Annotated in this window: 22 protein-coding genes; 10 read left to right on the top strand and 12 right to left on the bottom strand. The window is 70.6% G+C overall.

Annotated elements, in window-relative coordinates; genetic code table 11:
• The first annotated feature begins 14 nt into the window (after window positions 1-14).
• A complete protein-coding gene (locus ACWDEW_RS40290; RefSeq protein ID WP_450520012.1) occupies window positions 15-737 on the top strand; it encodes a GntR family transcriptional regulator in 723 nt (240 codons plus the stop codon).
• 266 nt (window positions 738-1,003) lie between these two features.
• Here the strand turns inward: ACWDEW_RS40290 and ACWDEW_RS40285 are convergent, their stop codons facing one another.
• Both ACWDEW_RS40285 and ACWDEW_RS40280 read right to left on the bottom strand, forming a co-directional pair.
• Window positions 1,004-2,092 (bottom strand): mandelate racemase/muconate lactonizing enzyme family protein, encoded by a 1,089-nt coding sequence (locus ACWDEW_RS40285; RefSeq protein WP_450520010.1) that lies wholly within the window; start codon window positions 2,090-2,092, stop codon window positions 1,004-1,006.
• Window positions 2,093-2,131: 39 nt separating this feature from the next.
• On the bottom strand, window positions 2,132-2,938 hold the full coding sequence (locus tag ACWDEW_RS40280) for a sugar ABC transporter substrate-binding protein (protein WP_450520008.1): 807 nt from the start codon (window positions 2,936-2,938) through the stop codon (window positions 2,132-2,134).
• Window positions 2,939-3,190: 252 nt separating this feature from the next.
• On the opposite strand from ACWDEW_RS40280, the gene ACWDEW_RS40275 reads away from it, so the two are divergent.
• Window positions 3,191-4,096, top strand: coding sequence for a helix-turn-helix domain-containing protein (locus tag ACWDEW_RS40275; protein ID WP_450520007.1), 906 nt, complete (start codon window positions 3,191-3,193; stop codon window positions 4,094-4,096).
• Between the two features lie 37 nt (window positions 4,097-4,133).
• Here ACWDEW_RS40275 and ACWDEW_RS40270 read toward each other — a convergent pair whose 3' ends face one another.
• The 4 genes from ACWDEW_RS40270 to ACWDEW_RS40255 form a co-directional block, all read right to left on the bottom strand.
• A complete protein-coding gene (locus ACWDEW_RS40270) occupies window positions 4,134-4,949 on the bottom strand; it encodes an SAM-dependent methyltransferase (protein WP_450520005.1) in 816 nt (271 codons plus the stop codon).
• 190 nt (window positions 4,950-5,139) lie between these two features.
• Window positions 5,140-6,309 (bottom strand): MFS transporter, encoded by a 1,170-nt coding sequence (locus ACWDEW_RS40265; RefSeq protein WP_450520003.1) that lies wholly within the window; start codon window positions 6,307-6,309, stop codon window positions 5,140-5,142.
• A 712-nt stretch (window positions 6,310-7,021) separates the two neighbouring features.
• Complete coding sequence (locus ACWDEW_RS40260) at window positions 7,022-8,785, bottom strand: protein kinase domain-containing protein (RefSeq protein WP_450520002.1); 1,764 nt, start codon at window positions 8,783-8,785, stop codon at window positions 7,022-7,024.
• A 636-nt stretch (window positions 8,786-9,421) separates the two neighbouring features.
• The gene (locus ACWDEW_RS40255; RefSeq protein ID WP_450520000.1) at window positions 9,422-9,721 is read right to left on the bottom strand and encodes an ArsR/SmtB family transcription factor; all 300 of its coding nucleotides are present in this window, start codon (window positions 9,719-9,721) and stop codon (window positions 9,422-9,424) included.
• Between the two features lie 584 nt (window positions 9,722-10,305).
• Between ACWDEW_RS40255 and ACWDEW_RS40250 the strand changes: the two genes are divergently transcribed.
• Window positions 10,306-11,232, top strand: coding sequence for a hypothetical protein (locus ACWDEW_RS40250; protein ID WP_450519998.1), 927 nt, complete (start codon window positions 10,306-10,308; stop codon window positions 11,230-11,232).
• Between the two features lie 238 nt (window positions 11,233-11,470).
• On the opposite strand, the gene ACWDEW_RS40245 is transcribed toward ACWDEW_RS40250, so the two are convergent.
• The gene (locus tag ACWDEW_RS40245; protein WP_450519996.1) at window positions 11,471-12,607 is read right to left on the bottom strand and encodes a sugar ABC transporter substrate-binding protein; all 1,137 of its coding nucleotides are present in this window, start codon (window positions 12,605-12,607) and stop codon (window positions 11,471-11,473) included.
• A gap of 532 nt (window positions 12,608-13,139) precedes the next feature.
• Between ACWDEW_RS40245 and ACWDEW_RS40240 the strand changes: the two genes are divergently transcribed.
• Entirely contained in the window at window positions 13,140-14,855 is a 1,716-nt protein-coding gene (locus tag ACWDEW_RS40240) for an esterase (protein WP_450519995.1), read from the top strand.
• Between the two features lie 78 nt (window positions 14,856-14,933).
• Here ACWDEW_RS40240 and ACWDEW_RS40235 read toward each other — a convergent pair whose 3' ends face one another.
• Window positions 14,934-15,164, bottom strand: coding sequence for a hypothetical protein (locus ACWDEW_RS40235; protein ID WP_450519993.1), 231 nt, complete (start codon window positions 15,162-15,164; stop codon window positions 14,934-14,936).
• Window positions 15,165-15,406: 242 nt separating this feature from the next.
• Between ACWDEW_RS40235 and ACWDEW_RS40230 the strand changes: the two genes are divergently transcribed.
• From ACWDEW_RS40230 to ACWDEW_RS40205, 6 genes are all read left to right on the top strand, one after another.
• Window positions 15,407-15,877 (top strand): VOC family protein, encoded by a 471-nt coding sequence (locus tag ACWDEW_RS40230; RefSeq protein ID WP_450519991.1) that lies wholly within the window; start codon window positions 15,407-15,409, stop codon window positions 15,875-15,877.
• A gap of 124 nt (window positions 15,878-16,001) precedes the next feature.
• The gene (locus ACWDEW_RS40225; RefSeq protein WP_450519989.1) at window positions 16,002-16,442 is read left to right on the top strand and encodes a VOC family protein; all 441 of its coding nucleotides are present in this window, start codon (window positions 16,002-16,004) and stop codon (window positions 16,440-16,442) included.
• 70 nt (window positions 16,443-16,512) lie between these two features.
• The gene (locus ACWDEW_RS40220; RefSeq protein WP_450519987.1) at window positions 16,513-17,388 is read left to right on the top strand and encodes a PhzF family phenazine biosynthesis protein; all 876 of its coding nucleotides are present in this window, start codon (window positions 16,513-16,515) and stop codon (window positions 17,386-17,388) included.
• Window positions 17,389-17,504: 116 nt separating this feature from the next.
• Window positions 17,505-19,187 (top strand): serine/threonine-protein kinase, encoded by a 1,683-nt coding sequence (locus ACWDEW_RS40215; protein ID WP_450519985.1) that lies wholly within the window; start codon window positions 17,505-17,507, stop codon window positions 19,185-19,187.
• Between the two features lie 488 nt (window positions 19,188-19,675).
• Window positions 19,676-21,430: a hypothetical protein gene (locus ACWDEW_RS40210; protein WP_450519983.1), complete on the top strand. Its 1,755-nt coding sequence runs from the start codon at window positions 19,676-19,678 to the stop codon at window positions 21,428-21,430.
• 187 nt (window positions 21,431-21,617) lie between these two features.
• Window positions 21,618-23,345 carry an LCP family protein gene (locus tag ACWDEW_RS40205; protein ID WP_450519982.1) on the top strand — a complete coding sequence of 576 codons (1,728 nt, stop codon included), beginning with the start codon at window positions 21,618-21,620 and terminating at the stop codon, window positions 23,343-23,345.
• Window positions 23,346-23,352: 7 nt separating this feature from the next.
• Here ACWDEW_RS40205 and ACWDEW_RS40200 read toward each other — a convergent pair whose 3' ends face one another.
• The 4 genes from ACWDEW_RS40200 to ACWDEW_RS40185 all read right to left on the bottom strand — a co-directional run bounded on the left by ACWDEW_RS40200 (window position 23,353) and on the right by ACWDEW_RS40185 (window position 25,506).
• Window positions 23,353-23,817: a DUF5990 family protein gene (locus tag ACWDEW_RS40200; RefSeq protein WP_450519980.1), complete on the bottom strand. Its 465-nt coding sequence runs from the start codon at window positions 23,815-23,817 to the stop codon at window positions 23,353-23,355.
• Between the two features lie 527 nt (window positions 23,818-24,344).
• Window positions 24,345-24,575: a hypothetical protein gene (locus ACWDEW_RS40195; RefSeq protein WP_450519979.1), complete on the bottom strand. Its 231-nt coding sequence runs from the start codon at window positions 24,573-24,575 to the stop codon at window positions 24,345-24,347.
• Window positions 24,563-24,982 carry a nitroreductase family deazaflavin-dependent oxidoreductase gene (locus ACWDEW_RS40190; RefSeq protein ID WP_450519977.1) on the bottom strand — a complete coding sequence of 140 codons (420 nt, stop codon included), beginning with the start codon at window positions 24,980-24,982 and terminating at the stop codon, window positions 24,563-24,565. Before ACWDEW_RS40190 ends, ACWDEW_RS40195 begins: the two co-directional genes overlap by 13 nt.
• 74 nt (window positions 24,983-25,056) lie before the next feature.
• Window positions 25,057-25,506: an OsmC family protein gene (locus tag ACWDEW_RS40185; protein WP_450519975.1), complete on the bottom strand. Its 450-nt coding sequence runs from the start codon at window positions 25,504-25,506 to the stop codon at window positions 25,057-25,059.
• Window positions 25,507-25,588 lie beyond the last annotated feature (82 nt).

Below are 25,588 nucleotides of genomic sequence, written 5' to 3'. Positions count from 1 at the left end.
GAGGGGGAGTGGGGATGCCGCCGCACAGCCCTTCCGTGGCCGGGGTTCCGGACGAGGGCGACGGGCTGAGCGTGCCGCCCGTCCGGCAGGCGCTGTCGGACAGTGTGTACGAGAGCGTCAAGGCGATGGTCATGGACCACGAGATCGCCCCCGGCGCACGTGTCGGCATCGACTCGCTGGCCCGCACGCTCAAGGTCTCGCCGACCCCCGTCCGGGAGGCGCTGGCCCGGCTGGAGTCCGAGGGCCTGGTCGTGAAGCGCGCGCTCTCCGGATACCGGGCCACGCAGTTGCTGACCCGCCGGGGTCTTGAGGAACTCTTCGAGATGCGGCTGCTGTTGGAACCCAGGGCGGCCGCGCTGGCCGCGGTGAACGCCACCGAGGCGCAACTCGACGGCCTGGAGCGGATCGTCGAGGAACTGCAGGCCCACCCGAGCCCCAAGGGCCGGTACGCCTCCTACCGCGACTTCGCCGCTCTCGACCAGCGTTTCCACGAGGCGATCGGACAGGCCACCCACCGGCCGCTGCTCGCGGACGCGGTGGAACGGCTCCACGCTCATCTGCACATCTTCCGGCTCAGCAAGGTGGTCGGCGCCGAGGGCCCGACCGTCGCGGAGCACGAACGGATCGTCCGCGCCATCCTGCGCCGCAATTCCGAACGGGCGGCCGAGGCGATGACGGAGCACCTCACCCGGAGCCTGGAGCGACAGCTCGACGACGGCGCGGAGCCCGTCGCCTGAACGGCCCCTGCCGACCGCGAGGTCCATGTGGCCGATGGACAGGGCGACCATCTGGGCCAGCGCGACCACGGTCAGGGTGGCGACGTCCCGCAACAGCGGGAAGAGGACCAGCCGTTGGTCGAGGAACGCCGGGCGCAGCGCGCCGAACAGGGCGCTGAGCGAGATGACCAGGAGCAGCAGGCCGAGCCGCTGGTTGACCCAGAACGGCAGGCGTCGTGGTGCCGTCCGCTCCTCCGGGACGGTGTCCGGCGGGCCGACGGCGGTCGTCATGCCACCCTCCGGTCGTCCAGCGCGTCCGGATCCCAGTCGATGCCGATGCCCGGTACGTCCGGGGCCACCGCCATGCCGTCACGGATGGTCAGTTCGGTGCGGGTCACCGCCCTCAACTGCGGTATGTACTCGACGTATTGGCCGTTGGGGACCGCGGCGGCGAGGCTGACGTGCAGCTCCATCAGGAAGTGCGGGCAGACCATGACGTTGTGGCTCTCCGCCAGGTGCGCGACCTTCAGCCACGGCGTGATGCCCCCGATCCGGGCCGCGTCGACCTGGACGACGGAGGCGGCGCCGGACTCCAGATACGAGCGGAACTGCGTCGGCGAGTACATGGACTCGCCGACGGCGACGGGGATGCGGGTCGCCGCCGCGAGCCGGGCGTGCCCGCTGATGTCGTCCGCGGGCAGCGGCTCCTCCAGCCAGTACGGGTCGTACGGTTCCAGCGCCGCCGCGAGCCGCAGCACCGAGGATCCCGTCTGCGACTGGTTGGCGTCGGTCATGATGTGCAGCGAGGGGCCGACGGCCTCGCGCACGGCACGCAGCCGTTCCGCGTCCTCGTCGGGATGCGGCTTGCCCACCTTGATCTTGACGCCCGCCCAGCCCGACTCCTGGGCGCGCAGGGCGCCTTTGACCAGTTCCTCGGTGCTCAGATGGAGCCAGCCGCCCTCGGTGTCGTAGACCGGCACCTCCTGGCGGTGGCCGCCGGCCAGTCGCCACAGGGGCTCGGCGGTCCGCCTGGAGCGCAGGTCCCACAGGGCGGTGTCCACGGCGGCGAGGGCGAGCGAGGTGATGGCTCCGGTGGTGGTCGCCCGGGTCAGCGCGAACAGGCGCTGCCACAGTGCCTCGATGTTGCGGGCGTCCTGCCCGACGAGGGCGGGCAGCAGGTGGTCGCGCAGCAGTGCCAGCACGGAGGTGCCGCCGGTGCCGATGGTGTAGGAGTAGCCGGTTCCCGTGCCGCCGTCCCAGGTCTGCAGGTCGACCAGGATCGTCTCCTGTTTGACGAACGACTGCACGGCGTCGGTGCGGTCCTGTTCGACGGCGATGTCGACCAGCCTGGCGGTCGCGGTCGTGATGATGGTCATCCGGCGGTTCCGATTTCTGTCGTGGGGATCAGGTGGCGGTCAGGCGCAGTTGAGGATCCTGTCGGCGAACTGCTGCTTCAGCTGGGCCGTCTTCGCCCGCCGCGCGGTGTCGTAGGCCGAGGCGTTCGCCCTGTCGACGACGAACGAACCGGAGTCCACCCGTACGCCGGGATCGCGCACGGAGCACTGCTTCGTCTGCAGGAGCTTCACCTTGCCGCCCGTCTCCCGCACGGCCCGGGCGCCGCCCTTGATCCTCAACTGGGTATCGGCGTCAACGTTGTTGCCGGTCAGGTGGACCAGGACGCCGTGGCCGCCCATGGCCGCGATCGCCGCCTTCGCGGCTTTGCAGGCGGCGAGTCGGACGTCCGTGGCGAGACAGAAGTCGGCCTCGTCCTTGTCGCCGGCGGGACAGGAACCGAGCGAAGCCACCGGGAATCCCTGCGACTTGAGGTCCGCGAAGGTCGCGTTGATGTCGGTGGGGGAGACGCCGAACACCCCGAACGCGTTGTAGCCGCGCGCCGCCAGCGTGGACAGCAGGTTGTTCTGCTTCTGCTGGTCCCATTCGGCCGTCTCGTCGAAGGCCACGGCGCCGAGGCCGTAGGTCTTCCTCGCGGCGGCGCCCGCTGTCTTCCAGGGCTGGAAGTAGGGGTGCGCGCCGCCCGGCACGAGGGCGACCTTGGTCCCGGAGCCGTCCACGAGGTCGGCGCCGCCGCCCGCCCGCGCGGCCGACGAGGCCGAACCGCCGTACCGGTCAACCGAGTTGCGGTAGGTGCAGGCCGTCGTCCCGGCGCCGAGCAGCGCGACGGCGACAACTCCGGGCAGGACGGATCTGGTGGGGAAACGCATGCCCGACCCTCGGCAAATCAAATAGGAAATGGATGCCGCGATCGTGGGGCAGGAACCCTTGTGCGTCAAGGCTTGCGGCAACAAGAGGCGGCAGCAGGGGTATCTCTGGTGTTTCAAACGCCAGGTGGCCCAGAAAATCGTATAGGAAAGTAAACGCCTGGGCGCGGCGAGTTGACAGCCAAGAGCGCCTAGGATGACTGACCGTAGCGTTCGTCCCCACACAACGTCGCGTGCACCGCAGGGAGTTCGACCATGGGTTCCGACGAGGTCTTAACCACACCGCCCGACAGCGCGCTCCTGGACGGGGGTTCGGCCGGCCCCGTGGTGCCGCGTCTGGTCCTCGGCGCGCGGCTGCGCGAACTGCGAGAGGCGCGGCACATCTCCCGCACGGCGGCAGGCGAGGTCATCCGCGCCTCCCGGTCCAAGATCAGCCGGCTGGAGGCGGGGCGGCACGGATTCAAACTGCGCGACGTGGCCGACCTGCTCACGCTCTACGGCGTCCGGGAGGAGGGCGAGCGCGCCACCCTGCTGACCCTGGCCGAAGAGGCCAACACCCCTGCCTGGTGGCAGTACTTCAACGATGTGGTGCCGACCTGGACGCAGGCCTACCTCGGGGCCGAGCAGGCGGCGAGCCTCATCCGCTGCTTTGAGGTCCAGCGCGTGCCCCAGTTGCTCCAGACCCCGGACTACGCGCGCGCCTCCCTGCGGCTCGCCCACTCGGACGCTCGCGGGGCGGAGCTCGACCGGCGGGTCATGCTGCGGATGACCCGCCAGCGGATCCTGCGCAGGCGGCCGGCGGCGCAGCTCTGGGCCGTGATCGACGAGGCGGCGCTGCGCCGCCCGGTGGGCGGCATCCGTACGATGCGCGCCCAGTTGAGGCATCTCATCGAGATCTGCCGGCTGCCTCAGGTCACCGTCCAGATCATGCCGTTCGTCGCCGGCGGCCACGCCGGGGAAGCCGGTCCGGTGACGATCCTGCGGCTGCCCGGCGGCCGGCTGCCCGACATGGTCTACCTCGAACAGCGCGTCACCGCCCTCTATCCCGACCGGCCCAGCGAGATCGAGTGCTACTGGGACGTCATGAACCGCCTGGTGGTCGAGGCGGAATCGCCGGAGGAGACTCCGACGATCCTGCATCGCATCCTTCAGGAGACCTGAGCCGGGACGTGGACCGGGCGGGTCGGGCGGGCCGAGGTCAGCGTTTGAGGGCGACGCCGCCGTACTGGTGCACCTCCGCGGGCAGGCCCCAGGCGCTTTCGTCGGGCCGCCAGCGCGAGCACGAGGCCACGCCCGGCTCCAGCAGTTCCAGACCCTCGAAGAAGCCCGCGATCTGCTCGGGGCTGCGGAGGATGTACGGGATCGAACCGCCCTCGTTGTACTGCCGGATGGCGTCGACGTACGCCTCGCTCGTGTTCGTGCTGTCGTACTGCACGAAATAGCTGCCGGCGGGCAGGGCGTCCACCAGTCGCCGCACGATCGACCGGGCCTCGTCGTAGTCCTCGATGTGCCCCAGGATGCCCATCAGCATGAGCGCGACGGGCTGGTCGAAGTCCAGGGTCTTCGCCGCCTCCCGCACGATGGTGTCCGGGTCGCGGAGGTCGGCGTCGACGTAGTTGGTGACGCCTTCCGGGGTGCTGGTGAGCAGGGCGCGGGCGTGGGCCAGCACCAGCGGGTCGTTGTCGACGTAGACGATGCGGCTCTCGGGGGCCACCCGCTGGGCGATCTCATGGGTGTTGTCCACGTTGGGCAGCCCGGTGCCGACGTCCAGGAACTGTCGGATGCCCTCATCGGCGGCCAGATGGCGCACGGCGCGGGCGAGGAAGTAGCGGGCGGCGCGGGCCCCGGTCTCGATCCCGGGGAAGATCTCGCGGAAGGCGTCACCGGCTACGCGGTCCACTTCGTAGTTGTCCTTGCCCCCTAACCAGTAGTTCCAGATCCGGGCCGACTGCGGCACCGTCGTATCGAACTTGGAGAGCGCTTCCTGCTCGGAGCTGGCTGCCTCGTCCGTCATGGTCACTCCTGTGTGTACGTGGTGAGAGCCACCGTGGTCGCGACCACCGTGGTGAGAGCCACGAAACCGTCGAACACCGGTCGTGGAGGCCCACGTTATTCCCCCACGCCTCGGCTCATGCGCCCCGCCGGTCCCAACCGCCTTTGTTCGGCCGCCCGTTGGCTTGTTTGCCACCCCGGGTGAACGGGAGTCAACGTTCTGCCGCGTGCCGGGTGAGGAATCCGATGAGCGCGGCCGTGGCGGCGAGGACGGCGACGCTGGTGAGGGCGGCGGGCAGCGAGTACCAGTCCGCCATGAAGCCGATGGCGGGCGGGCCCAGGAGCATGCCGCCGTAGCCGAGGGTGGAGGCGATGGCGACTCCGTCGGGACCGGCGAGGGTGCCGGCGCGTTCGACGGCGACCGGGAAGAGGTTGGCCAGGCCGAGCCCGGTGATCACGAAGCCGAGGACGGCCGCCCACAGGGTGGGCGCGAGCGCACCGAGCAGCATGCCCACGGCGGCGGTCGTGCCGCCGGCCACGAGGGTGCGGGTCCGGCCGAGACGTTCGAGCAGCCGGGTGCCGCTGAGCCGGCCGGCGGTCATGGCCAGCGCGAAGCAGGAGTAGCCGATGGCGGCGGCACCGGCCGTGGCATCCAGGTCCTGTTGCAGATGCAGGGCGCTCCAGTCGGCGAGGGCCCCTTCACCGAAGGCCGTGCAGAGGGCGATCAGGCCGAAGGTGACGACGAGGCCGCGGGTGCGGGTGGTGAGGCGGCGGGGCGCGGCCTCCTCCTGCGGTGGGTCCTCGTGCGGTGCCGGGGGCTGGAGGCGGAGCAGGGGGCGGCCGATCAGGGCGGTGACGACGAGGCCGAGCACTGTGAGGCCGAACAGGTGCTGTGTGGGGGTCAGGCTTCCGGCGGCCAGCCCGCCGAGGCCGGCGCCGACCATGCCGCCGAGGCTGAACGCGGCGTGGAAGCTGGGCATGATCGGCCGCCGCATGGCCCGGACCAGCTCGACCGCCGCGCTGTTGAACGCGACGTTGATCCCTCCGTAGGCCGCGCCGAAGACCAGCAGGACGAGGCCGAGGGTGAGTGCGGAGTGGGTGAGCGGGGGGAGGGAGACGCTGAGGGACAGCAGCACGGCGCAGGCGACGGTGACTTGGTGGTTGCCGTAGCGGTGGCAGAGGCGGCCGGTGAGCATCATGGTGACGACGGCGCCGGCGGAGACGCCGAGGAGCGCGAGGCCGAGGGTGCCGGCGGAGGCGCCGGTCTGGTGCTTGATGGCGGGGATGCGGACGACCCAGCCGGCGAAGATGAAGCCGTCGAGGGCGAAGAAGGCGGTGAGGACGGCTCGGAGCCGGGTGAGGTCGGTGGGGGTGCCCGGCACGGCGTTGTGCGTTCGGGGTTTGTTTATTTGCGGCACAAAGTCAGGTTAGGTGGGTGCTGTTGCCGGGGCAAGGGAGTTGGGGCGCGTTGAGGGATCGGCCCGGTAGGCGGTGGCGTTACGCGCGGTGGCCGTTGGACGAAGTCCGTAGGTGGGCGGCGGTGGCGCGTTCCTGTGACCTCGGCCATCAGTTCACCCACGTCCGGGCGTCGTTCCGGACGCCACCGCCCTGGACGACAGCGGCATTGCTTCAGTCCCGAGGCCGAGGCGCTGTTCTGTGGGGGCGTCGAACCGTATGTCGACGAGATCACCGACACCGATCTCGCGGCGGCGCTCGCACTCTCGTCGACGCTCCCTCAGCTCTCCTCGCGGAAGTGGTGGCTCCGCCCGGGCAGAGGGGGGAACGGGGCCATGCGAGACGACAAGGACCCAACGAGTCCCCGGGGTGGTGACTGACCGTCTTCGTCGGCCTGGTCCATCTCCGGCCGGACAGGGCCAGGTGACGGCGTCCTGGGCGGCGCAGGCCCACCACGAGCGTGTGCCGTGACGATCAGAGAGAGGGCGGGAGCCGGCGGGTCAGGTGCCGCGGACAGCGCACTACCGCGCGCGGTTCGCCGCGGGTGACGTTCCGGAGACACTCGAACGCCGTGTCACCCGGGTCGGATGCGGCGACCGAGCCGCCGGGTCGGACATCGCGGCGGGCGGGGCAGGTGCATCACTCCGTGCTGCGCAGCGCGAGCCAGGTCTCGTGGCCCACGACGCCGTCGGCGTCCAGCAGCTTGTCGCTCTGGAAGCTCCGCACCGCGGACTCGGTTCCGGCACCGAAGTCGCCGTCCACGCCTGTGCTCCCGACGCCGTAGCCGCGCTTCGTCAGCATGCACTGCACCTGCAGTACACGCTTGCCGCTGTCTCCCAGGCGCGTGCGTCCGTTGCCGTTGTAGTACGTGCAGTCCGAGATCCAGGCCGGGGTCGCGGGCTCGGTGGTGGGCGGACTGCTCGGAGACGACGAGGGAGTAGTGGCGGCCGAGGCGCTGGGATCGGCATCGGGAGCGGAGGGAGTGCCGTGCACCCCCGGTGCGGCGGAGCCGGAATCCCCGGGGTTCGCGGACGCGCCGTTCGGGTTCGCGGCGCCGTCGACGCTCTTGCCGGATGCGGCCCCCACGTCCGAGGCCCCGGGTATGGGTGACAAGACGGTGCCGCCGGCCACGGTGCGGCCGGTTGGCGAAGCGGACCCCGGGGCGGAAGTGGCGGGCGGGGGGTCATGGCGACTGAGCACGAAGCCCCCTGCGGCCACCGCGCAGACGGCGATGCCCACGGCCATGGCCCGTACCGACTTCCTCCGTGCCCAGGTGCGGACCTTGCCCTCCTGGGGACGTGCCGATGGTGTCCCGGAGGCGGCGTCGGCGGCCACCACCGGTGGTTCGGGAACGGGCGGACCAGGTCGGCCGCCCTGCCCGGCCGGTGCCGACGGCATGGCCATCGGCCGTTCGTCCGGAGACCCTAAGCGGGCTTGCGATGCGACAGGGAGGCGGTACAGCACCTCGTACGCCCGCTGCCGGGCCAGCAGTTGGCCGGCGAGCGGCTCGGGCCACACGGTCGTTTCGGTGCGTTCACCGGCGGCAATGATCAAGTCCTGCCCTGTGGGCCGCCGTTCGGGCTCTTTGGCCAGGCAGGCGGTCAGCAGCGAGCCGAGTGCCGCGTCCGCAGCCGAGATCTCGGCGATCAGCTCGGGATCCGGCTCCTCGAACGCCACCCGGTGCATCACGTCGACTCCGGTACCGTCGCCGAACGGGGCATGCCCCGCCGCCGCATACACCAGGGTCCCGGCGAGTGAGAACACGTCCGACGCCGTGTCGGATCTGCCGGTCCTCAAGTGTTCCGGCGACATGTAGGCCGGAGTTCCCACCCGGACACCCGTGCCGGTGATCGTGCTGGCGTCCACGGCCTTCGAAATGCCGAAGTCGATCACATGCGCGCCCCCGACGGACAACAGCACGTTGGACGGCTTCAGATCCCGGTGCACGATCCCCGTGACCGCGAGGTCTGCCAGCGCCTGCCCCAGCTCCGCCACCAGACGCCAGACCGCGGCCGTCTCCAGGGCGCCGTGCTCACGTACGGCATGCGCGAGATCGAGCCCCGGGAGGTACTCGGTGGCCATCCACAGCAACTCGTCCTGGAAGCCCGTGCCGCACAGTCTCGGTGTGTGCGACGTGCCGACCCGTTCGTGCACCGACGCTTCACGCTCGAACCGGCGCCGGAAGCCAGGATCGTCCGCGTACTCCGGCCTGATCACTTTCACTGCGGCCAGACCGGGACCGCCGTCCGCCGGACGTGCGAGATAGACCCGCCCCATACCGCCGCTACCGAGCAGTGCCAGTGGCACATAGGGGCCGATGTGGTCCGGGTCGCCGAGGCGTAGGGGTGAGGCACCGGTCTGCCGCAGTGCGGCGGCCTCGTTCGTTGCCAAGTCCGGTGACATCGGCCGCTGTTCTGACAAGGAACCCCCGAAGTGATGTGCGCCGTACGTCAGTTCGGCCTCAAGGAATCACGAGGCTAGCCGAGCGGTGGCGTACGTTCAGGGTTTCCCGCACTTCCGTTCCCCCAGTGGCCTGTTCAGGACGCCTCGATCACGCCTCCCCGGGAAGGAGGCCTCTTTGCCGGTGCCGTGAGGCGGTCGCGGACGGTGACGGGAAGCCGCTGTGTGGCTTTGCGGCCCGGGAGGTGGATCACGCCCGAGAGACGAACCTGGACGTACGCACGTCGTAGGTCATTCCGGGCTTCGCTGTCTTCGGCCGCCGAACGCCGGGCTCCGCGGCCGAAGACGGCGTTCGCCGCGCCGCTGCGCGACCGACGCCCGATACTTCATGCGGTATGTCTGTGTGGACGCGTTGCGCCGCCGTACCGATGGCCGGGGTGGCACGGTGCACGGTGACGACGCGACGACGCGACGGTGCGCGGTGAGAAGCCGGCAAAGCCTTTGTGTCTGCTGCCCGAGGCGAACGGGCTCCAGCGGCAGGAGCCGTCGGCGACGGGTGCGTGACGGCGGGCCGAGGGCGGGCGTGATCCGGACCCTCGGGCCGTCAGGGAAGCAGATTCATTGGGAAGGGAAGCGGATTCACTGGGAGAGGAGCTCCGCCAGGTGGGCCTGCCCGCCCCCGAGTCCGAGTTCCTCGACGAACCGCGCGATGTGCTCCTCGTCGCGTCGGTAGTGGGTCCACTTCCCTACGCGGGTGGAGCGCACCCGGCCCGCGCGTTCGAGCACGGCCATATAGGCGGAGACGGTGGACTGCGCGAGTCCGGTCTTGGCCTGGATATGACTGACACACACGCCGACCGTGCGCGGATCGGTGACGGTCGGGTCCACCGGGAAGTGCTCTTCCGGTGCGCGCAGCCACTGGAGCACTTGCAGCCGCACGGGGTTGGCGAGCGCCTTTGAGGGGTTCGAGCAGCGGCGCGAGGTCGCCTGTGCCGGGCGTGTCGTGTGTCTTCATGGGCCTTCCGGTGCTGACGCGGAGCCGAGCGCGGCACGGGCCTCGGCCAGTACCCGGTCGCCTACGACCCGGACGCCGCCGCCCGGATCCGGCACGCGTTCGACCTCCTCACCGAGAAGGGAGTCGTCGACGCCTACACCCGCTTCTCGCGGCTCATGGCCCACTTCGTGCTGGACGTCGCCGATCCCGGCCGGGGCGCGCGCCGTTCGGACCCGGAAGCCGGTCTCCGCCCGATCATGGACGCGGTCCGGGCCGAGGAGAACCCGTACTTCCGGGTCATGGCCGGCTGCATCCTGATGGACGCCGTCGCCGAACTCGGCCTGGAACGTGCCCTGTTGGTTTCAACGCGGAGACCGACTTCCCGGCGGAGATCCTGGCCGTCGCGGACACCATCGAGCCCGACCGGATCAAGGACGAGAACGCCGGACGCCACGGCCACTACGAGAAGCTGTCCGCCTACTCCGCGGTCTTTCTCGCGATCGGCCAACTCGGCCTGAAGGAACGGCTGGTGACCGGTCGGTGCCACTACGTCCGCGAGGCGCTGCAACTCCTGGAGAAGATCCCGGCACCGTTCTTCCGCGGGCGCGGCGGCTCCGTGCTGCTGTCGGTGATCTCGCTGCTGGGATACGAGCGGTTCGTCTTCGACGACGGCCGCGACCACATCAAGGACATCCTGACCCACCTCGACCGCGCCGACGGGCTGAACCTGCCGCCGGCGTTCCCGCAGCCCATGTCGGAGAGCTTCGTGCGGATCTATCCGCTGCTCACCATGCTCAACACCATCGCCATGAGCGGCCGGGCGGACGAGTACCTCACCCACCGGCGGGACCGGCCGGCGGAGGCCAGGGACCTGTTCGGCCGCATCACCCCCGTCGAGCGCACGCACATGGGCCTGTACTACCTCATCGCCCTGCACAACCTCGGCCGCCTGGACGAGCAGGTGCCGGACCCGGACGCCTTCGTCGAGGGCACCGTGGGCCGGTGGGTGCACATCTATCCCGGAGCGAACTACTTCCTCAACGGGATCGCGTACGCGTACGTCATCCAGACCGCCATGGTCACCGGCCGTATGGACCTGATCAGCGGCAAGACGCTGGAGCGGCTGGTGGACGGTTTCCCCGACCTGAACCGCACCGACGACGACCGGATCAACCGCCCCTATCCGTTCGCCTGCACGCTGAACGTGCTGGGCGAAGTGGGGGCCGCGCACCTGCTGTTCGAGCCGAGGGAGGCCTGTGCCGGAGCCACACCCATCGCCTGGGTCGTCGACCAGCTCTCCACCGGAGGACACGAGGAGCACCGCCTCTACATGGTCAACCACGCCCTCGTCGGCTACGCCCTCCGCCAGCGCGGACCGGGGAGGGCCGAGACGCCCCTGTTCCGGGACTTCGCGTTCGGAAACCGCCGGCGTGCGGCGCCGGCGAAGGTGCCGTAGGCGCATCGCCCCCCCCCGGAGGCGAGGGCGGTGCAGGTCGCGGTAGTCGGTCCCGGCGAAGTCCGTGCGGCCCGTCGAGCCGGCCGTCGTCGCGGCGCGGCCGGTCGGCGGAGTCGTCGAGAAGTCGGACTGTCCTCGACGACGGTCCGGGTGTCGAGCACAGCCGCTGTCCTTCCCCCTGCGGCCAGGTCTTCCGCACCCAGCCGCAGATCGCCTCCTCGGCGGGAACCGGCGGCCGCTACTTCAGGCCGATCGCGGCGCAGGCCGTCGCGTACTTCGGGGTGCAGATGTCCTTGACGGTGTAGATGTCGTCCGCGATCACCGTGTCCTTGATGTTGTCCTTGGTGAGGGAGACGACCGGTACCAGCATCGCGGGGATCTTCTTCTCGGTGGGACTGTCGACGGTGTCCCGGGTCAGCGCGTCGAACTGGATGTCGCGGCCCTGGACCTTGTACACCGCGATCTGTGCGGCGCGGGTGGCCTCGTCCGGGAACGGCTTGTACGCGGTCATGTACTGCTCGCCCGAGACGATCCGCTGTACCGCGTCGAGGTTCGCGTCCTGGCCGGTCACCGGCGGGATCTTCGTGGCACCGGCGTCCTTGAGGGCCTGGATGACGGCGCCCGCCAGGCCGTCGTTGGCCGCGTAGACGGCGGCGATGTTGTCGAGGCCGACCGCCTGGATCGCCTTCTTCATGTTCGCCTCGGCGACCTTCGGCGACCACTTGGCCGTGTCGTACTCCTTGGCTATCCGGACCCTGTCCTTCAGTTCGCCGAGGGCACCCTCCTTGAACTTGGCGTAGTTCGTGTCCGCGGGGTCGCCGTTCATCATGACGATCCTGCTCGTTGCCGCCTTGCTGCCGAGCGCGTCGATGATCGCGCGGGCCTGGATCTCGCCGACGAGTTCGTTGTCGTGCGAGACGTACGCGGTGATCGGGCCCTGGGCGAGCCGGTCGTAGGCGATGACGGGGATGCCCGCGTTCTTGGCCTTCTGCACGTCGGGGGCGATCGCCCTGGCGTCCAGCGCGTCCACCAGGATGACGTCGACCTTCTGGGCCACCATCTGCTGGAACTGCCGGCTCTGCTTGTCCTGGCTGGCCTCGGCGTTGGCGTAGACGACCTTGCCCTTGCCGTGGGTGAGGGCGGCGACCTCCTTCTCGATGACCGGGTGGTCGAAGCTCTCGAAGCGTGCGGTGTCCTTGTCGGGCAGGAGCAGGCCCACCGTGATGTCGTCGCCCTTCCTGGGGGAGGCGGAGCTGTCGCTTCCGCCGACTCCGTCGATGACGCCGCACGCGGTGAGCGCCAGCGCGGACGCGGAGGCGGTCAGGGCTGTCGCGAGATGGCGCGTGGGGATTCGACGAAGGGCAGGAACGTTCACGTAGGGGGCCTTTCGAGTGTGGGGGGAGCGGTGGTGGCTTTCGGTGGTCATTGGTGTCCGTGCGGGGTGGAGGAGCGGCTGCCGGGCAGGGGGTGCGGCCCGTGCGCCTGCGGGGGCAGGGAGGCGTCGACACGGCCTCCGCGGCCGGGAGGGGCTCCTTCGCCTGTGTGATTCCTGTCTCCGGCCGCTACCGTCGCACTTCCTTGGTGGGGACGTGGTGGTGATCACGGAGAGAGGTTGTGGCGGCTTCGGTGACCCGGTTTGATTCGACCGTGCACGAGAGCGCCGGACTCCGACCGCGAACGTCCCGCGCGCCGACTTCTAACAGAATTATCATCGAAATTGTTAACAATCCTGGCCCCCTGGCCGACAGTCTGGGACGCGACCGAGCCGCACGCCGCCCAACCCGCCCGCGCTGTCGCCGAGGCGCTGGGCGCGTACGGCTGTGACCACGCAACCAGCTGTACAAGGAGGTCCACGGGTGGACGTCAATCGCAGAACTGTGATCCGGAGCGCCACGGGCGTCGCGGCCATGACCGCGTTCGGAGTCGCCGAGGGCACGGCGGGCACGGCCTTCGCCGCCACCTCGTCGTCGGGCAGTTCGTCGAGCAGTTCGACGGGCACGTCCTCGGCGTACTCGCTGGAGTTCGATTCCACCGCCTGGTCGTACGACGCGACGAACGACGTGTACTACCAGCTCGGGAAGGTGTACGTCGCCAACCCGGCCGCGGCGGACTACGAGAACCTGTCGATCTATGTGCCGGGCGCCTATCTGACGGCCACCGCGAACAGCGACGGCACCACGTACACCGCGAAGCTCAACCGGAAGGGCACCGTCGGCCAGTACTCGGGAGGCACGGCGCCGATCGTGATCCCGGTCAACACCCCCGGCTACGCCCAGCAGGCGCCCGCCACGTCCTACAGCTACAGCAGCGTGTCGCAGTACCTCGCGGCCGGGCTCGTCTACGTCTGGCCGGGCCTGCGCGGCCGGGACAGTTCGACCAGCACCCGCTCCGACGCGGCCCCCTGGGGCGTGACCGACCTGAAGGCCGCGATCCGGTTCCTCCGCTACAACGAGAGCGTCCTGCCCGGCAGTACGGACGACATCGTCCTGTTCGGCATGAGCGGCGGCGGCGCCCAGGACACCGTGGCGGGCACGTCCGGCGACAGCCCCCTCTACCACCCGTACCTGCGCACGATCGGCGCGGCGATGGAGGACGCCCAGGGCCGCCCCCTCAGCGACGCGGTCGCGGGCGTCATGGCCTGGTGCCCGATCACCAACCTGGCGGAGGCCAACCTGTCCTACGAGTGGAACATGGGCCAGTTCGCCTCGACCGGCACCCGCGCGTCCACCACATGGACCAGCGCCTACTCGGCCGACCTCGCGAAGGCCTGGCCCAAGTACCTCAACCGCCTCGGGCTGCGCGACGAGCACGGCGGGCGCCTGGAGCTGACCGAGTCCGCCGGCGGCACGTACCTGGCCGGCAGCTACTACGACCACCTGATCGAGGTGATCACCACCTCGCTGAACAACTTCCTGTCGGACAACACCTTCCCGTACACCATCACGACCCAGGGCGGGCCGCCCGGCTCGGGCCAGACGGGGACCTCGACCACGTACGAGACGGTCGCCGACTACATCGCCTACCTCAACACCAGCAGCACATGGGTCACTTACGACGCCACGACCAACACCGCGACGGTGTCCGGCCTCGAAGGCTTCGTCAACAGCCAGAAGAACGCGAACAAGCCGGTCGGCGCCTTCGACGGGGTCTCCCGCGGGCAGGGCGAGAACAGCGTCTTCGCGATGGGGCTGGGTGCCCCGTCCCACTTCGCGCCGCTCACGCGTGACGTCGTCAAGGCGAACGAGACGACGTACGCCACGTACTCCGACTGGGACACCGCCTACGGATCCGCCGCGTACGACAGCGACTTCGCGAAGAAGGACAGCGTCGGCAAGGACATGGCCTGGCGGGCCGACGCCTACAACCCGCTGTACTTCCTCTCGCCCGCCTTCGCCGGCTACCGGCGGTCGAAGGTGGCGCGGCACTGGCGCATCCGCACCGGCATCATGCAGGGCGACACGGGCAACACCACCGAGATCAACCTCCAGTTGGCTCTGAAGAACTACGGCATCCGCGACGTCGACTTCGCCACGGTGTGGGCCATGGCGCACACCATGGCCGAGCGCACCGGTGACGCGACGACGAACTTCATCAGCTGGGTGGAGTCAATCGTCAAGAAGTGACGATCAGTTCGGACACTCCGGGTGCCTGACCGGCGAGCGTCGGTCAGGCACCCGGCCGTGTGTTGTGGGCCGCGAATGTCAGTCGGGCGTGTGCCACAGCCCGGCCAGGACCACGTCCGTGACCCTTTCCGCCTCGGCGCGGGTGAAGGGACGCAGGCCGCGGCCGACGCACAGGTGCACCGGGCCGGTCGGCAGCTCCGCGAGGAAGCAGCCGTCGACCGGCGGCAGTTCATCGCGTGCCACGGCACCCGCCACCGGGTGGTCGACCAGGTCGTGGCGCAGGTCCCCGGGATCTTCCGGCTCGACCATGCCCGAGTTCTGGAACAGCGCCGCGTTCACCAGCCCGTCGCGGCAGCGTCACGGACGGACGCGAACTCGTCCGTCCTGCCCTCCACGCGGGCGGCGATCGGCACGCGTACCGTGCTGCTCCGGGCCGTCGCCACCTGATCGCGGCACCGGACCGAGACCGGGGCCGGGGCCACCGATGAGTTTTGCGGACCGGGCCGGTCTACCAGGACGTACATCATCGAGCCACTGACCGGAGACCCATCATGACCACTCCCGCACACCCCGGCCGCATGCTGTTCCTGAACATCCCCGTGGTGGACCTGGAGCGCAGCAAGGCGTTCTTCGCCAAGCTCGGGTTCACCTTCAACCCGAAGTTCACCGACGAGACCGCCACCTGCATGCTGGTCGGTGAGCAGGCCTTCGTCATGCTGCTCACCCGCGAGAAGTTCGCGGAGTTCGCGAAACTGCCGCTGGCCGACCCCACCACGCACACGCTGGCGCTCTACTGCTTCAGCGTGTCCTCGCGCGAGGAGGTCGACGCGGTCAGCGCCGCCGCACTCGCGGCGGGCGGCACCGAGGTGGACGGTGCCGAGGACTACGGCTTCATGTACTCACGCAGCTTCTACGACCTCGACGGCCACGGCTGGCAGGTCATGTGGATGGACCCGGCGGCGGCGGAGCAGGGCCCCGAGGAGTTCGCGGCCGCCGCGCAGGACACCGAGGCCCGGGCCTGACCCGAGAAGTGAGAACCCTCTTTCGGAGTCCGGTGGTCCGCGCATGTCGAGAACGGGCCACCGACTCCGTCCCAGGGACGGCAGCGGTCGCCACCGGCCGCACGAGAAAGAGGGAGAGACCAGCATGGCGATTCAGCGGATGGACAACGTCGGCATCGTCGTCGAGGACATGGACGCCGCCGTCGCGTTCTTCGTGGAACTCGGAATGGAGCTGGAGGGCAGGGGAGAGGTCCAGGGCCTCTTCGCCGACCAGTGCACCGGACTCGACGGCGTCCACTGCGAGATCGCGATGGTCCGGACCCCGGACGGGCACAGCAAGCTTGAACTGGCGAAGTACCGAAGCCCCGCGGCGATCAGCGACGGGCCACGCAACCGGCCGCACAACATCCTGGGCACCCACCGCGTCATGTTCGCCGTCGACGACATCAAGGACACCGTCGCCCGCCTGCGCCCGCACGGCGCCGAACTCCTCGGCGAGATCGCCCGGTTCGAGGACATCTATCTCCTCTGCTACGTCCGCGGACCGGAGGGCATCATCGTCGGACTGGCCGAGCAACTGGGCTGAGAAGAAGGCGCACGATGAACCGGCGCGGTGTCCGGGAATGGTCGGGAACCCGCCCCGCGTTGCCACGACCATGACGACGAACGCGCCGCGCCCCGAGGTATTGCGCTACACCGCCTTCTCCAGCGATCCGTCCGGCGGGAACCCCGCCGGTGTCGTTCTGGACGCCACCGACCTGGCCGACAGCGACATGCTGGCCATCGCCGCCGAGCTCGGATACTCGGAGTCCGCGTTCCTGACCGCGCCCCCGGAGGGCCTCGCCGGTCCGGACGGACGGGCGTACCGCATCCGGTACTTCAGCCCCAAGGCCGAGGTGCCGTTCTGCGGGCACGCCACCGTCGCGACCGCCGTCGCGCTGGCCGAACGGACGGGCACGGGGGAACTGCTGTTCGCGACGCGCGCGGGCGCCGTACCGGTGGAGGTGACCGAGGAGAACGGGACGCTCCGGGCCATCCTCACCAGCGTCGAACCGCACACCGAGGAGATCGCCGACGCCGACCTCGACGAGGCTCTCGCAGCGCTCGACTGGCCGCGAGCCGATCTCGACCCCGCCTTCCCGCCCCGTATCGCCTTCGCCGGTGCCCGCCATCTCGTGCTCGCGGCGGCGACCCGCGCCCGACTCGCGGATCTCGCCTACGACTTCGGGCGCCTCGAAGCCCTGATGCACCAACTGGACCTGACCACGGTTCAGTTGGTGTGGCGGGAGTCCGCCACGGTCTTCCACGTCCGTGACCCCTTCCCCGTCGGCGGCGTCGTCGAGGACCCGGCGACGGGCGCGGCGGCCGCGGCCTTCGGCGCGTACGCGCGTGAACTCGGCCTGGTCCCCGAGGACGCCGTCCTCACACTCCACCAGGGGGAGGACCTGGGTCGCCCCGGCGAACTCACCGTGACGCTGCGCGCGGGCGACCCCCGCGTCCGCGTCGGCGGCGCGGGAGCACGCATCGGTTGAAGCTGAATCGCCGGCCGCCATGACGGCAACGCGTCCGCCCGTCCCCGGTGTTCGGTGACCGGCGAGCCGATACGCTGAACGACAGCCATGTCGGGGGCGGGGCTGGGGGCGTGGACATGGATCCGCGAATGCAGTTGTCGGTGGGCGGGTACGTCTGCGAGCGCGAGTTGGGCCGCGGCGGACAAGGCGTGGTGTGGCTCGCCCGGGACCGGACGGGACAGCAGGTCGTGGTGAAGTTCCTGCTGCCGGGCAAGGAGTACGACGAGGTCGCGCTCGCCCGGGTGCGCCGGGAGTTCGGCGCCGCGAGCCGGGTCGGTGAACTGGCCACGGCTCGCGTCCTCGACGCGGACCTCACCGGCCGGCATCCGTACATCGTCAGCGAGTTCGTCCCGGGCCCCACGATCCACCAGCATGTGACGACGGGCGGCCCGCTGTCCTCGGGCCGGCTGCAGTCCCTGGCACTCGCCGTCGCGCACGCGCTGGCACAGGTGCACCGGGCGGGTGTCGTGCACCGGGACATCAAACCGTCCAACATCCTGCTCTCCCCGGACGGACCGCGGATCATCGACTTCGGTATCGCCCGCGACGAGCGCCTGCTGGAGTCGGCGCTCACCACACCGGGCAGTGTGCTCGGCTCACCCGCGTACATGTCACCCGAGCAGGTCAAATCGCTCCGCGTCACCAGCGCCACCGACGTGTTCTCCCTCGGCGGCACGCTCTACTTCGCCGCCACGGGGAGACATCCCTTCGAGGGGGAGAGCGACTACGAGGTGCTGGTCGCCGTGTCCACCCGCGACGCGGATCTCACGGCGGTACCGGAACCGGTCCGCTCGGCCATCGCCGACTGCCTCCGCAGGGACCCGGCGGAACGCCCCACCGCCGCCCAGCTCATCACGCGGCTCGCGGAAGCCGCGGAATCGGCGGAAGCGGTGGAGGCGACGGACGGCGCGCGCACGGAGACCGGTACGCCACCACCCGGACGCGGCGGCGGAAGCAGCGGCACCGGTCCCGCATCCGGCCCCGACCCCCAACCCGCCCCCGGCAGAAGCGCCAAACAGCTGCGCCTGTGGGGCTTCGCGGCCGGCAGTGCCGCGGTGGCCGTCCTGCTGGCCATCGTGCTCAGCACCACCTCGGGGGGATCGGCGACCGAGAACGGCCCGCGGACGCCCGGCTCCGGGAGTTCCACGAGCGCCCAACCCCTCACGTACACCGACGACTTGACCGATTCGGGCGACTGGTCGTACAAGGACCCGACCCTGGCGACGATCACGCACAAGGGCGGGACCATGCTGGTGGATCCCAAGTCCGAGCTGGAGGTGTGGCCGCAGGCGCCCTTCGGGCCGTCGTCGTTCGCGGTACGGCTGAGCACCCAGACGGAGTGGTACGGCGGCGAGGGCGGGGTCGGGCTGTGGTGCGACGGCACGGGGGACTTCCGCAAGGGCTCCCGCTGGGCGACCTATCTGACGACGGATCAGGAAGCCCTGATCGTGCGCGAGTTCAGATACAAGGGAGCCTTCCAGCACGACCGGGTCGTCGAGGTCAACCTCGCCGACCTGGGTCTGGAAGTGGAGACCGGGAAGGAGGTCGACATGTCGATGACCTGTTCCTCGGCCGGTGCGGGCCGGATCAAGGTGGAACTCGCCGTCAACGGCACCCGGGTCGCCTCCTACACCGGCGTCGCCTTCGACGCGCGGGGCTGCGGGGTGGCCGCCTTCCACTACAGCGCGACCGACCCGCACGGCACGGCCTTCCACGCGGGCTTCGAGCGCTTCACCGCGTCGGAACTGCCGACGAGTTGACGGTTCGAACCACTCGCCCGGCCGACGGCCCGAACCATTCGCCCGACCGACGGTCCAGGACCTGTGAGTGCCCCGCGGCGTCCTGGGCATCGAACTGCCCGCCGACGGGCACCTGTCGTTCTTCACCGAGATCGAGTACCCGCCGGAGTCGTCCGTGGTGTTCCGTGTTCTCGGCGGCGCACACACCACGGTGCGCTCCGCGACGTACGGACAAAAGGCACATCGACACGTTCCTGGGCGGCGGGGGAGCCGAGGAGGCCTTGGACGGTTTCGACGAGCAGCTCGCCCTGCTCGCTGTACTGGGCACCGACCGTTTCCCCGCCGACCGGACGCCGGGCCCCGGCCCGATGCGATCCGCGGTTCTTGCCCAGCTCTTCCCTTCCGTTGGTGAACCTCGACGGCTCCTTTCACCTCTACGACATGTAGTAGGGGTTGCACCGGCATGAACCGCCGGCCGACAAGGGTGGAACGAGGAGGAGAAGGACGCCATGGACGACGGTCCCCGCGCCGGCGGTGGTCTTCGACTGCGGCGCCGTGACGCGCCCGCCACCGCCGGACCGCCGCTGACCCGGCCGCCCACCACCGGGTCCGCCGCGCCGCAGCAGCTGCACCGGGGGATGACGCTGATCGCCACGATCAGCCTGTTCATCGGCACCCGCGACGCCTGGACCCGGGCGATGACCTCCCGCCCGCCCGTCGCCGGGATCATCTCCGTCTGCTACGCCGGGATCCTGGTCGCCGGAGTCCTGGCGCTCACCACCCGCACCCGGCGCGCCCTGACCAGGGTCGACGCCGGCGTCCTGGTGCTCGCCGGCGTCCTGGTGCTCTGCGGCTACTGGCTCAACCACGCCGGCACCGACGAGGGCGTGCTCACCGCGCAGGCCGCGAACCAGATCCTGCACGGCCACCCCGTCTACGGCCAGCCCTGGCCCTGGCTCTTCGACTCCTCGTCCGTCGGCATCACCAAGACCATGTCCGGCGGCGCCGACTACACCTACGGCTATCCGCCGCTGACCGCGCTGCTCGCCGCCCCCGTGCACGCCGTGATCCACTCCACGGCCGCCGCCACCCTCGTGACCACCGGCGCGCTCCTCGCGGGCGCCGTCCTGCTGTGGCTGCTGCTCCCGACCCCCTGGCGGTCCGCCGCCACCGCCGTGTGCCTCGGCTTCGGCTTCCTGCCCGGCTACGCCTACTCCGGCTACCCGGCCGTCCTCGCCCTGGTCCTGCTCATCCCGGTGGTGGTCAGGTGGCCCGAGACCGGAGCCGGCGGCCGGCTCGGCCTCCCCGGAGTGCTCCAGGCCCTCTGCCTGGGCGCGGCCTGCGCCACCCAGCAACTCGCCTGGTTCCTCACGCCGTTCCTCCTCCTCGGCCTCTACGCCGTCCGCCGCGGCGAGCTCGGCCCCCGGCTCGCCCTCGGCGTGGTCGCCCGCTACGCCGGCACCGCCGCACTCACCTGGGCCGCGATCAACGCCTACTTCGCCGCCGAGGACTTCTCCAGCTGGCTGCACGGACTGCTGCTCCCGATCACCCAGAAGGCGATCCTGCACGGCCAGGGCCTGATGGGGATCTCGTACTACTTCACCTCGGGCAGCAGGCACCTCGACTACTACTCCTACGGCAGTCTCCTGCTCCTGTTCGGCCTGCTCACCGCCACGCTGCTCTTCGTGCGGCGGCTCGGCCCGGCGATCACCGTACTGCCCTGGCTGAGCTTCTACCTCGCCACGAGGTCCCAGGACGGCTACTTCCTGATGATGACCCCGCTGTGGCTCGCGGCGGCGGCCACCGTCCCCGCCTCCGCGCTCGCCTCGGCCTGGCAACCCCGTATCCCGCGCCTGACCGCACGCCCGGCCCGGGCCGTACTCGCCGCGGGGCTCCTCGCGCCCGCCGTCGTGTGTGTGACGATCGCCGCGGCCAGCCCGCCGCCGCTGCGCATGAACGTCACGGCGGACATCGTGGAGCGCTCCGGGCACCGCGACATCACGCAGCTCGTCGCCCGGGTCGTCAACACGACCGGCACCCGGCTCACCCCTCACTTCGCCAGCCGCCTCGGGCAGGGCGCCTCCGACTGGTGGACCGCCTCCGGCGGCCCGGAGTCCCTCGCCCCGCACGCGTCGGCGACGTATGTCGTGAAGCCGCCCGGCGGTCTGCGGCGGGTGCCGGGCGGCTCGCATCCGCGCTTCTATCTCATCGCGGTCACCGGTACTCCGATGACCATCACCACCGCCCGCATTCCGACCAGTTGACCGACCTTGACGCAAAATGAAAGTCCGTAAATGAGAAAGCGCCTGCGGTGTTCTCATCAGAGATTGTTATATTGCGCAACCACGCAAGCGAGACGGGAACCCCGCCTCGTCCGACCTGACATGGCCGCGCGCCCCTGGCCGCAGCACCGACGGCCTGAACGGCCCGACCGTTTTGTGGGAGTGCCAGATGACCGACCTCGGGGACGGCCCCGTGGGACACGCCACGCGCAGCCGCACACGAGGGGTGCCCAGACCGCGGGCGGGTGAGGCCGACGAGCCGCTGCCCACCGGCGGTCGGGCCGCCTCCCGCGCCGCGGCCCGCCAGGCACCGCGCGGCGGATCCCGGGCGGCCGGCCGTGCGGCCTCGCGCCGCAAGCAGCCCCCGCGCGGCAGGCGGGTGCTGAAGATCAGCGCGATATCCCTGTCGGTGGTGATCATGGTGACCGCCGGCGCCGGCTGGTGGTTCTACGAGCACCTGAACGGCAACATCAACAGCGTCCCGATCGACGACGGCGCGGGCGGCAAGGAGAAGGCCGACGCCTTCGGCCGGACGCCGATCAACCTCCTGGTGATGGGCAGCGACGCCCGGTCCAGCGCGACCGACTGCAAGCTCGGCGGCGGCTGTTCGGCGACCGGTGTGCAGTCCGGGAACGGCAACGCGGACGTGGAGATGGTGGTGCACATCTCGGCGGACCGTTCCAACGCCACCGTGATGAGCATCCCCCGCGACACCATGACCCAGGTCCCCGCCTGCAAGGACCCCAAGAGCGGCCAGTCGACGCCCGGCTACTACGGGCAGATCAACAGCGCGCTCCAGTACGGGCAGGAATGCCAGGTCAAGACCGTGCACGCGCTCACCGGCATCACCATCGACCACTTCGTGCAGATGGACTTCTCCGGTGTGGTGAAGATGTCCGACGCGGTGGGCGGTGTCTCGGTGTGCGTCGACGCCGACGTCTACGACACCTACTCGCACCTGAAGCTCGCCAAGGGCACCCACACCCTCAAGGGCACCGCGGCGCTGGAGTTCGTCCGTTCCCGGCACGGCTTCGGCGACGGCAGCGACCTCGGCCGTACCGTCTCCCAGCACCTCTTCCTCAGCGCGATGATCCGCAAGTTCAAGAGCGCGGGCACCCTCACCAACCCCTCGGCGGTCTACAACCTGGCCGACGCCGCCACCAAGGCGCTCACCGTCGACACGGGCCTCGGCACCGTCAAGAAGCTCATCGGGCTCGCCGCGGACCTGGACAAGGTCCCGACGAAGCGCATGACGTTCACCACGATGCAGACCGGCGCCGACCCGGCCAACGCCAACCGGGTCGTGCCCGCCGCCGCCGCGAAGAGCCTGTTCGCGACGATCGCCAACGACCAGTCGCTGACCAGCTCGTCCGGCAAGAAGTCGGCGGCGGCCACCGCGACCGCCACGGCGGCCGCCGTACCGGCCGCGCAGATCGCGGTCACGGTGGAGAACGGCACCAGCATCAGCGGCCGGGCCTCCACCGTCGCCACCGGCCTGATAGACGGCGGCTTCAGCTCCGGCACAACCACCGGCAACGCCTCCGTCAGCGCGACCACGACCACGCTCACCTACGGCACGGGGCAGAAGGCCGAGGCCCAGACCGTGGCCAAGGCGATCGGCCTCGGCTCCTCGCACCTCAAGCAGGGCACGGGTACCGGTCTGACCCTGGTGATCGGCACGGACTGGCCCAGCGGTACGACGCTCCCCGGCGGCTCCACTTCCCCGGCCCCGGCCGACACCAAGGCGGCCACCTCCAACGCCCAGGCCTCGACCGCCGACCAGTCGAAGTCCTGCGCCAAGGTCAGCCCCTACAAGACGGTCAGCCTCAACGGCGTCGCGATGACCCCGACCCAGGCCTACCGGGCGGCGACCAACAAGAAGGACTCGGCGTCCTGACCCACGGCTAACCGGCGGCGGCGGTCCAGGTGATGCGCGGGGGATCCACCCGCGCGCACAACGGGCCGCCGTTCGCGTCGGTCAGACCGAGGCGGCCCACCAGCAGGCCGTCGTTCGCGGCGGCGGCCAGGACGTCGGCGGGCACGGAGTCGAGCATGAGCTTGGCGCGCCGGAACATCGTGAAGACCCCGTCCCCGTCGACCGTGCCCCAGGACAGATAGACGAACCGCAGGCCCATCCGGCGCTGCACATAGGGGCCCGTGACCACGACGCCGTCCGGCGTGACCTCCGCCGCGCACTCCAGCGTCCAGCTCGCGGACGCGCCGTCCCCCGGCTGCGGATCGAGGAGTTCGGCCGGCCGGTCCCGGCGCTGCACGGCGACATGCACGTCGTCGTACGTCGCGACGGGCTTCCCGGCGGGGGCCGGGAAGGTACGGCCGGGCAGGTCGACGGCGTCGATACGGATGCGCATGCCGGCCATCATGCCGCGTTCCGCGACCGGTCCGTCACCCGGCGCCGACGGACGCCGCGCAGAGCGGCGCTCCCGTACGCGGGACGGGGGACGGGCCGGGCGGGACACGGCCGCGACCCACGTGCGACCGCGGTCCCTGTGGGGACCCGTCCCCCTGGCGCGGAAGCCGTTGCGGCCCGGGGGGACGGGGGGACCCCTCGTGGTGGCCGTGCCCGGCCTCCGCGCCTGATTCAATGATCGTTCCGTGCCGGGGGTTGCAGGAGGGGCACATGTCCCCGATGGTGGGCCGTTCGGCACCTTGCGGCGCGGTTACGCGCGGTCGGCCGGTCCCGCACGCGGCACGCGGGACCGGACGGCGGTCGAGTTCGAAGCCGAAGCACATCTGTACCGGCGTCGACCGGCGCTGCGGAGAGCAGGGGCGTCAGCCGCGGGGTGAGCGCGAAGTGACCGAGGTGGTTGGTGCCGAACATCGGCTCGTGGCCGTCCCCGGTGGCGCCGCGCCGCCCTTGAGGCGGCCGATCCCGGCGTCAGCCTCTTTCGGCGAGGGACCGCATCCTCTCCCGGTAGGAGGCCGCGTCGATGCGGCCGCACAACCGCTCCGCCACGAGCCGTTGTTCGGCCGCCTCAAGGGCGGCGCGGCGGGACCGGAGCCGGGACGGCGCCGGACGGCGGCCCGCGGACGGGTGCAGCAGGCGGGCGGTGTCGTACAACGCGCCCACGAGGATGAGCAGTTGAAGCAGGCAGGCTACGGCGACCATGGCGGCGTCCCCGCTCGGTCGGGCGCTCCGACGACGGGCAGCTCGACGCATTCCGTAGTGTGCAGGACGTGGGTGAGTACGGCGCCGAACAGCCACGGCATTCCGCGTACGCCCTCCGTCACGGGAACGATCCGTGGTGCACCCAACTCCAGCCAGGAGCCGCCCAGTTGCATCCGGCACCGCCCCGCTGCCCGGATGTTCTGCAACCAGTCGGAGTCGCGCCCGAAGTTGATCCCGGCCACGACCGTGTCACCCCTGCGGAAGGCGCGCAGCGGCGTGTGATGCACGGTGCCGGTTCTGCGGCCGACGTGTTCGAGGTCGACGAAGGCGAGGTGGCCGGCGAAGCGGAGGGTCGTCCTGTTGACGGAGCCCCGCAGGAGACGGCTCAGAAGCCGGGGAAAAGGCACGGGAACCGCACCTCCTGGGGTCGGGGCACGCAGCACGCCGGAACCGTCCGGGCCCGTCGGCGCGGCCTGTGAGGTCACTGCGCCACCTCGACGACGATCTCGGGCGGCCGCAGCAGGGTGTTGTGGACGGTGCAGTGCGAGACGACGGCGTGCAGGGCGGCGCGGCGCTGCTCGGACAGTCCGCGGGGCGGGGCGACGACCAGCCGGACGGTGTCGACGCGGGGCGGCCGGTCGGTCGCCATGGTGAACTCGGCCCGGACCCGCAGTCCCTCGCCGTTCAGACCGTGGCGGAGCAGGTAGCGGCCCGCGTAGAAGGCGACGCAGCCGGCGAGGGACGCGGCGAAGAGTTCGGTGGGAGTCGGGGCCGTGTCCGTGCCGCCCGCCTCCAGGGGCTGGTCGACCAGCAGACGGTGGTCGCGGATGTCGATGGCGAAGGCGTCGCCGTGGACATGGCTCACTTCGAGGATGTGCGCGGTGGATTCCGGAGGATGCGGGGCGGTGGTCCCCGGCGCTGTCCCTGCCATGGCTCTGTCTCCTCGTCACTGCCTGTCGCTTCCGCTTCCAGTGGAACGCGGCCGGGGGCGACGGGGCGAGGGGCGGTCGGGG

This window comes from Streptomyces sp. NPDC001100 (assembly GCF_053598575.1).
Note: the sequence above shows the minus strand (reverse complement) of the source record. Positions and strands in the feature narration are given on the sequence as shown.

Excerpts from the sequence above, each read along its gene's own strand:
- ACWDEW_RS40275 (WP_450520007.1), top strand. The coding sequence starts at position 3,191 with ATGGGTTCCGACGAGGTCTTAACCACACCGCCCGACAGCGCGCTCCTG.
- ACWDEW_RS40205 (WP_450519982.1), top strand. The coding sequence starts at position 21,618 with ATGACCGACCTCGGGGACGGCCCCGTGGGACACGCCACGCGCAGCCGC.
- ACWDEW_RS40230 (WP_450519991.1), top strand. The coding sequence starts at position 15,407 with ATGACCACTCCCGCACACCCCGGCCGCATGCTGTTCCTGAACATCCCC.
- ACWDEW_RS40290 (WP_450520012.1), top strand. The coding sequence starts at position 15 with ATGCCGCCGCACAGCCCTTCCGTGGCCGGGGTTCCGGACGAGGGCGAC.
- ACWDEW_RS40220 (WP_450519987.1), top strand. The coding sequence starts at position 16,513 with ATGACGACGAACGCGCCGCGCCCCGAGGTATTGCGCTACACCGCCTTC.
- ACWDEW_RS40260 (WP_450520002.1), bottom strand. The coding sequence starts at position 8,785 with ATGTCACCGGACTTGGCAACGAACGAGGCCGCCGCACTGCGGCAGACC.
- ACWDEW_RS40270 (WP_450520005.1), bottom strand. The coding sequence starts at position 4,949 with ATGACGGACGAGGCAGCCAGCTCCGAGCAGGAAGCGCTCTCCAAGTTC.
- ACWDEW_RS40195 (WP_450519979.1), bottom strand. The coding sequence starts at position 24,575 with ATGGTCGCCGTAGCCTGCCTGCTTCAACTGCTCATCCTCGTGGGCGCG.
- ACWDEW_RS40280 (WP_450520008.1), bottom strand. The coding sequence starts at position 2,938 with ATGCGTTTCCCCACCAGATCCGTCCTGCCCGGAGTTGTCGCCGTCGCG.
- ACWDEW_RS40285 (WP_450520010.1), bottom strand. The coding sequence starts at position 2,092 with ATGACCATCATCACGACCGCGACCGCCAGGCTGGTCGACATCGCCGTC.
- ACWDEW_RS40185 (WP_450519975.1), bottom strand. The coding sequence starts at position 25,506 with ATGGCAGGGACAGCGCCGGGGACCACCGCCCCGCATCCTCCGGAATCC.
- ACWDEW_RS40225 (WP_450519989.1), top strand. The coding sequence starts at position 16,002 with ATGGCGATTCAGCGGATGGACAACGTCGGCATCGTCGTCGAGGACATG.
- ACWDEW_RS40235 (WP_450519993.1), bottom strand. The coding sequence starts at position 15,164 with ATGGTCGAGCCGGAAGATCCCGGGGACCTGCGCCACGACCTGGTCGAC.
- ACWDEW_RS40210 (WP_450519983.1), top strand. The coding sequence starts at position 19,676 with ATGGACGACGGTCCCCGCGCCGGCGGTGGTCTTCGACTGCGGCGCCGT.
- ACWDEW_RS40215 (WP_450519985.1), top strand. The coding sequence starts at position 17,505 with ATGGATCCGCGAATGCAGTTGTCGGTGGGCGGGTACGTCTGCGAGCGC.
- ACWDEW_RS40200 (WP_450519980.1), bottom strand. The coding sequence starts at position 23,817 with ATGCGCATCCGTATCGACGCCGTCGACCTGCCCGGCCGTACCTTCCCG.
- ACWDEW_RS40240 (WP_450519995.1), top strand. The coding sequence starts at position 13,140 with ATGACCGCGTTCGGAGTCGCCGAGGGCACGGCGGGCACGGCCTTCGCC.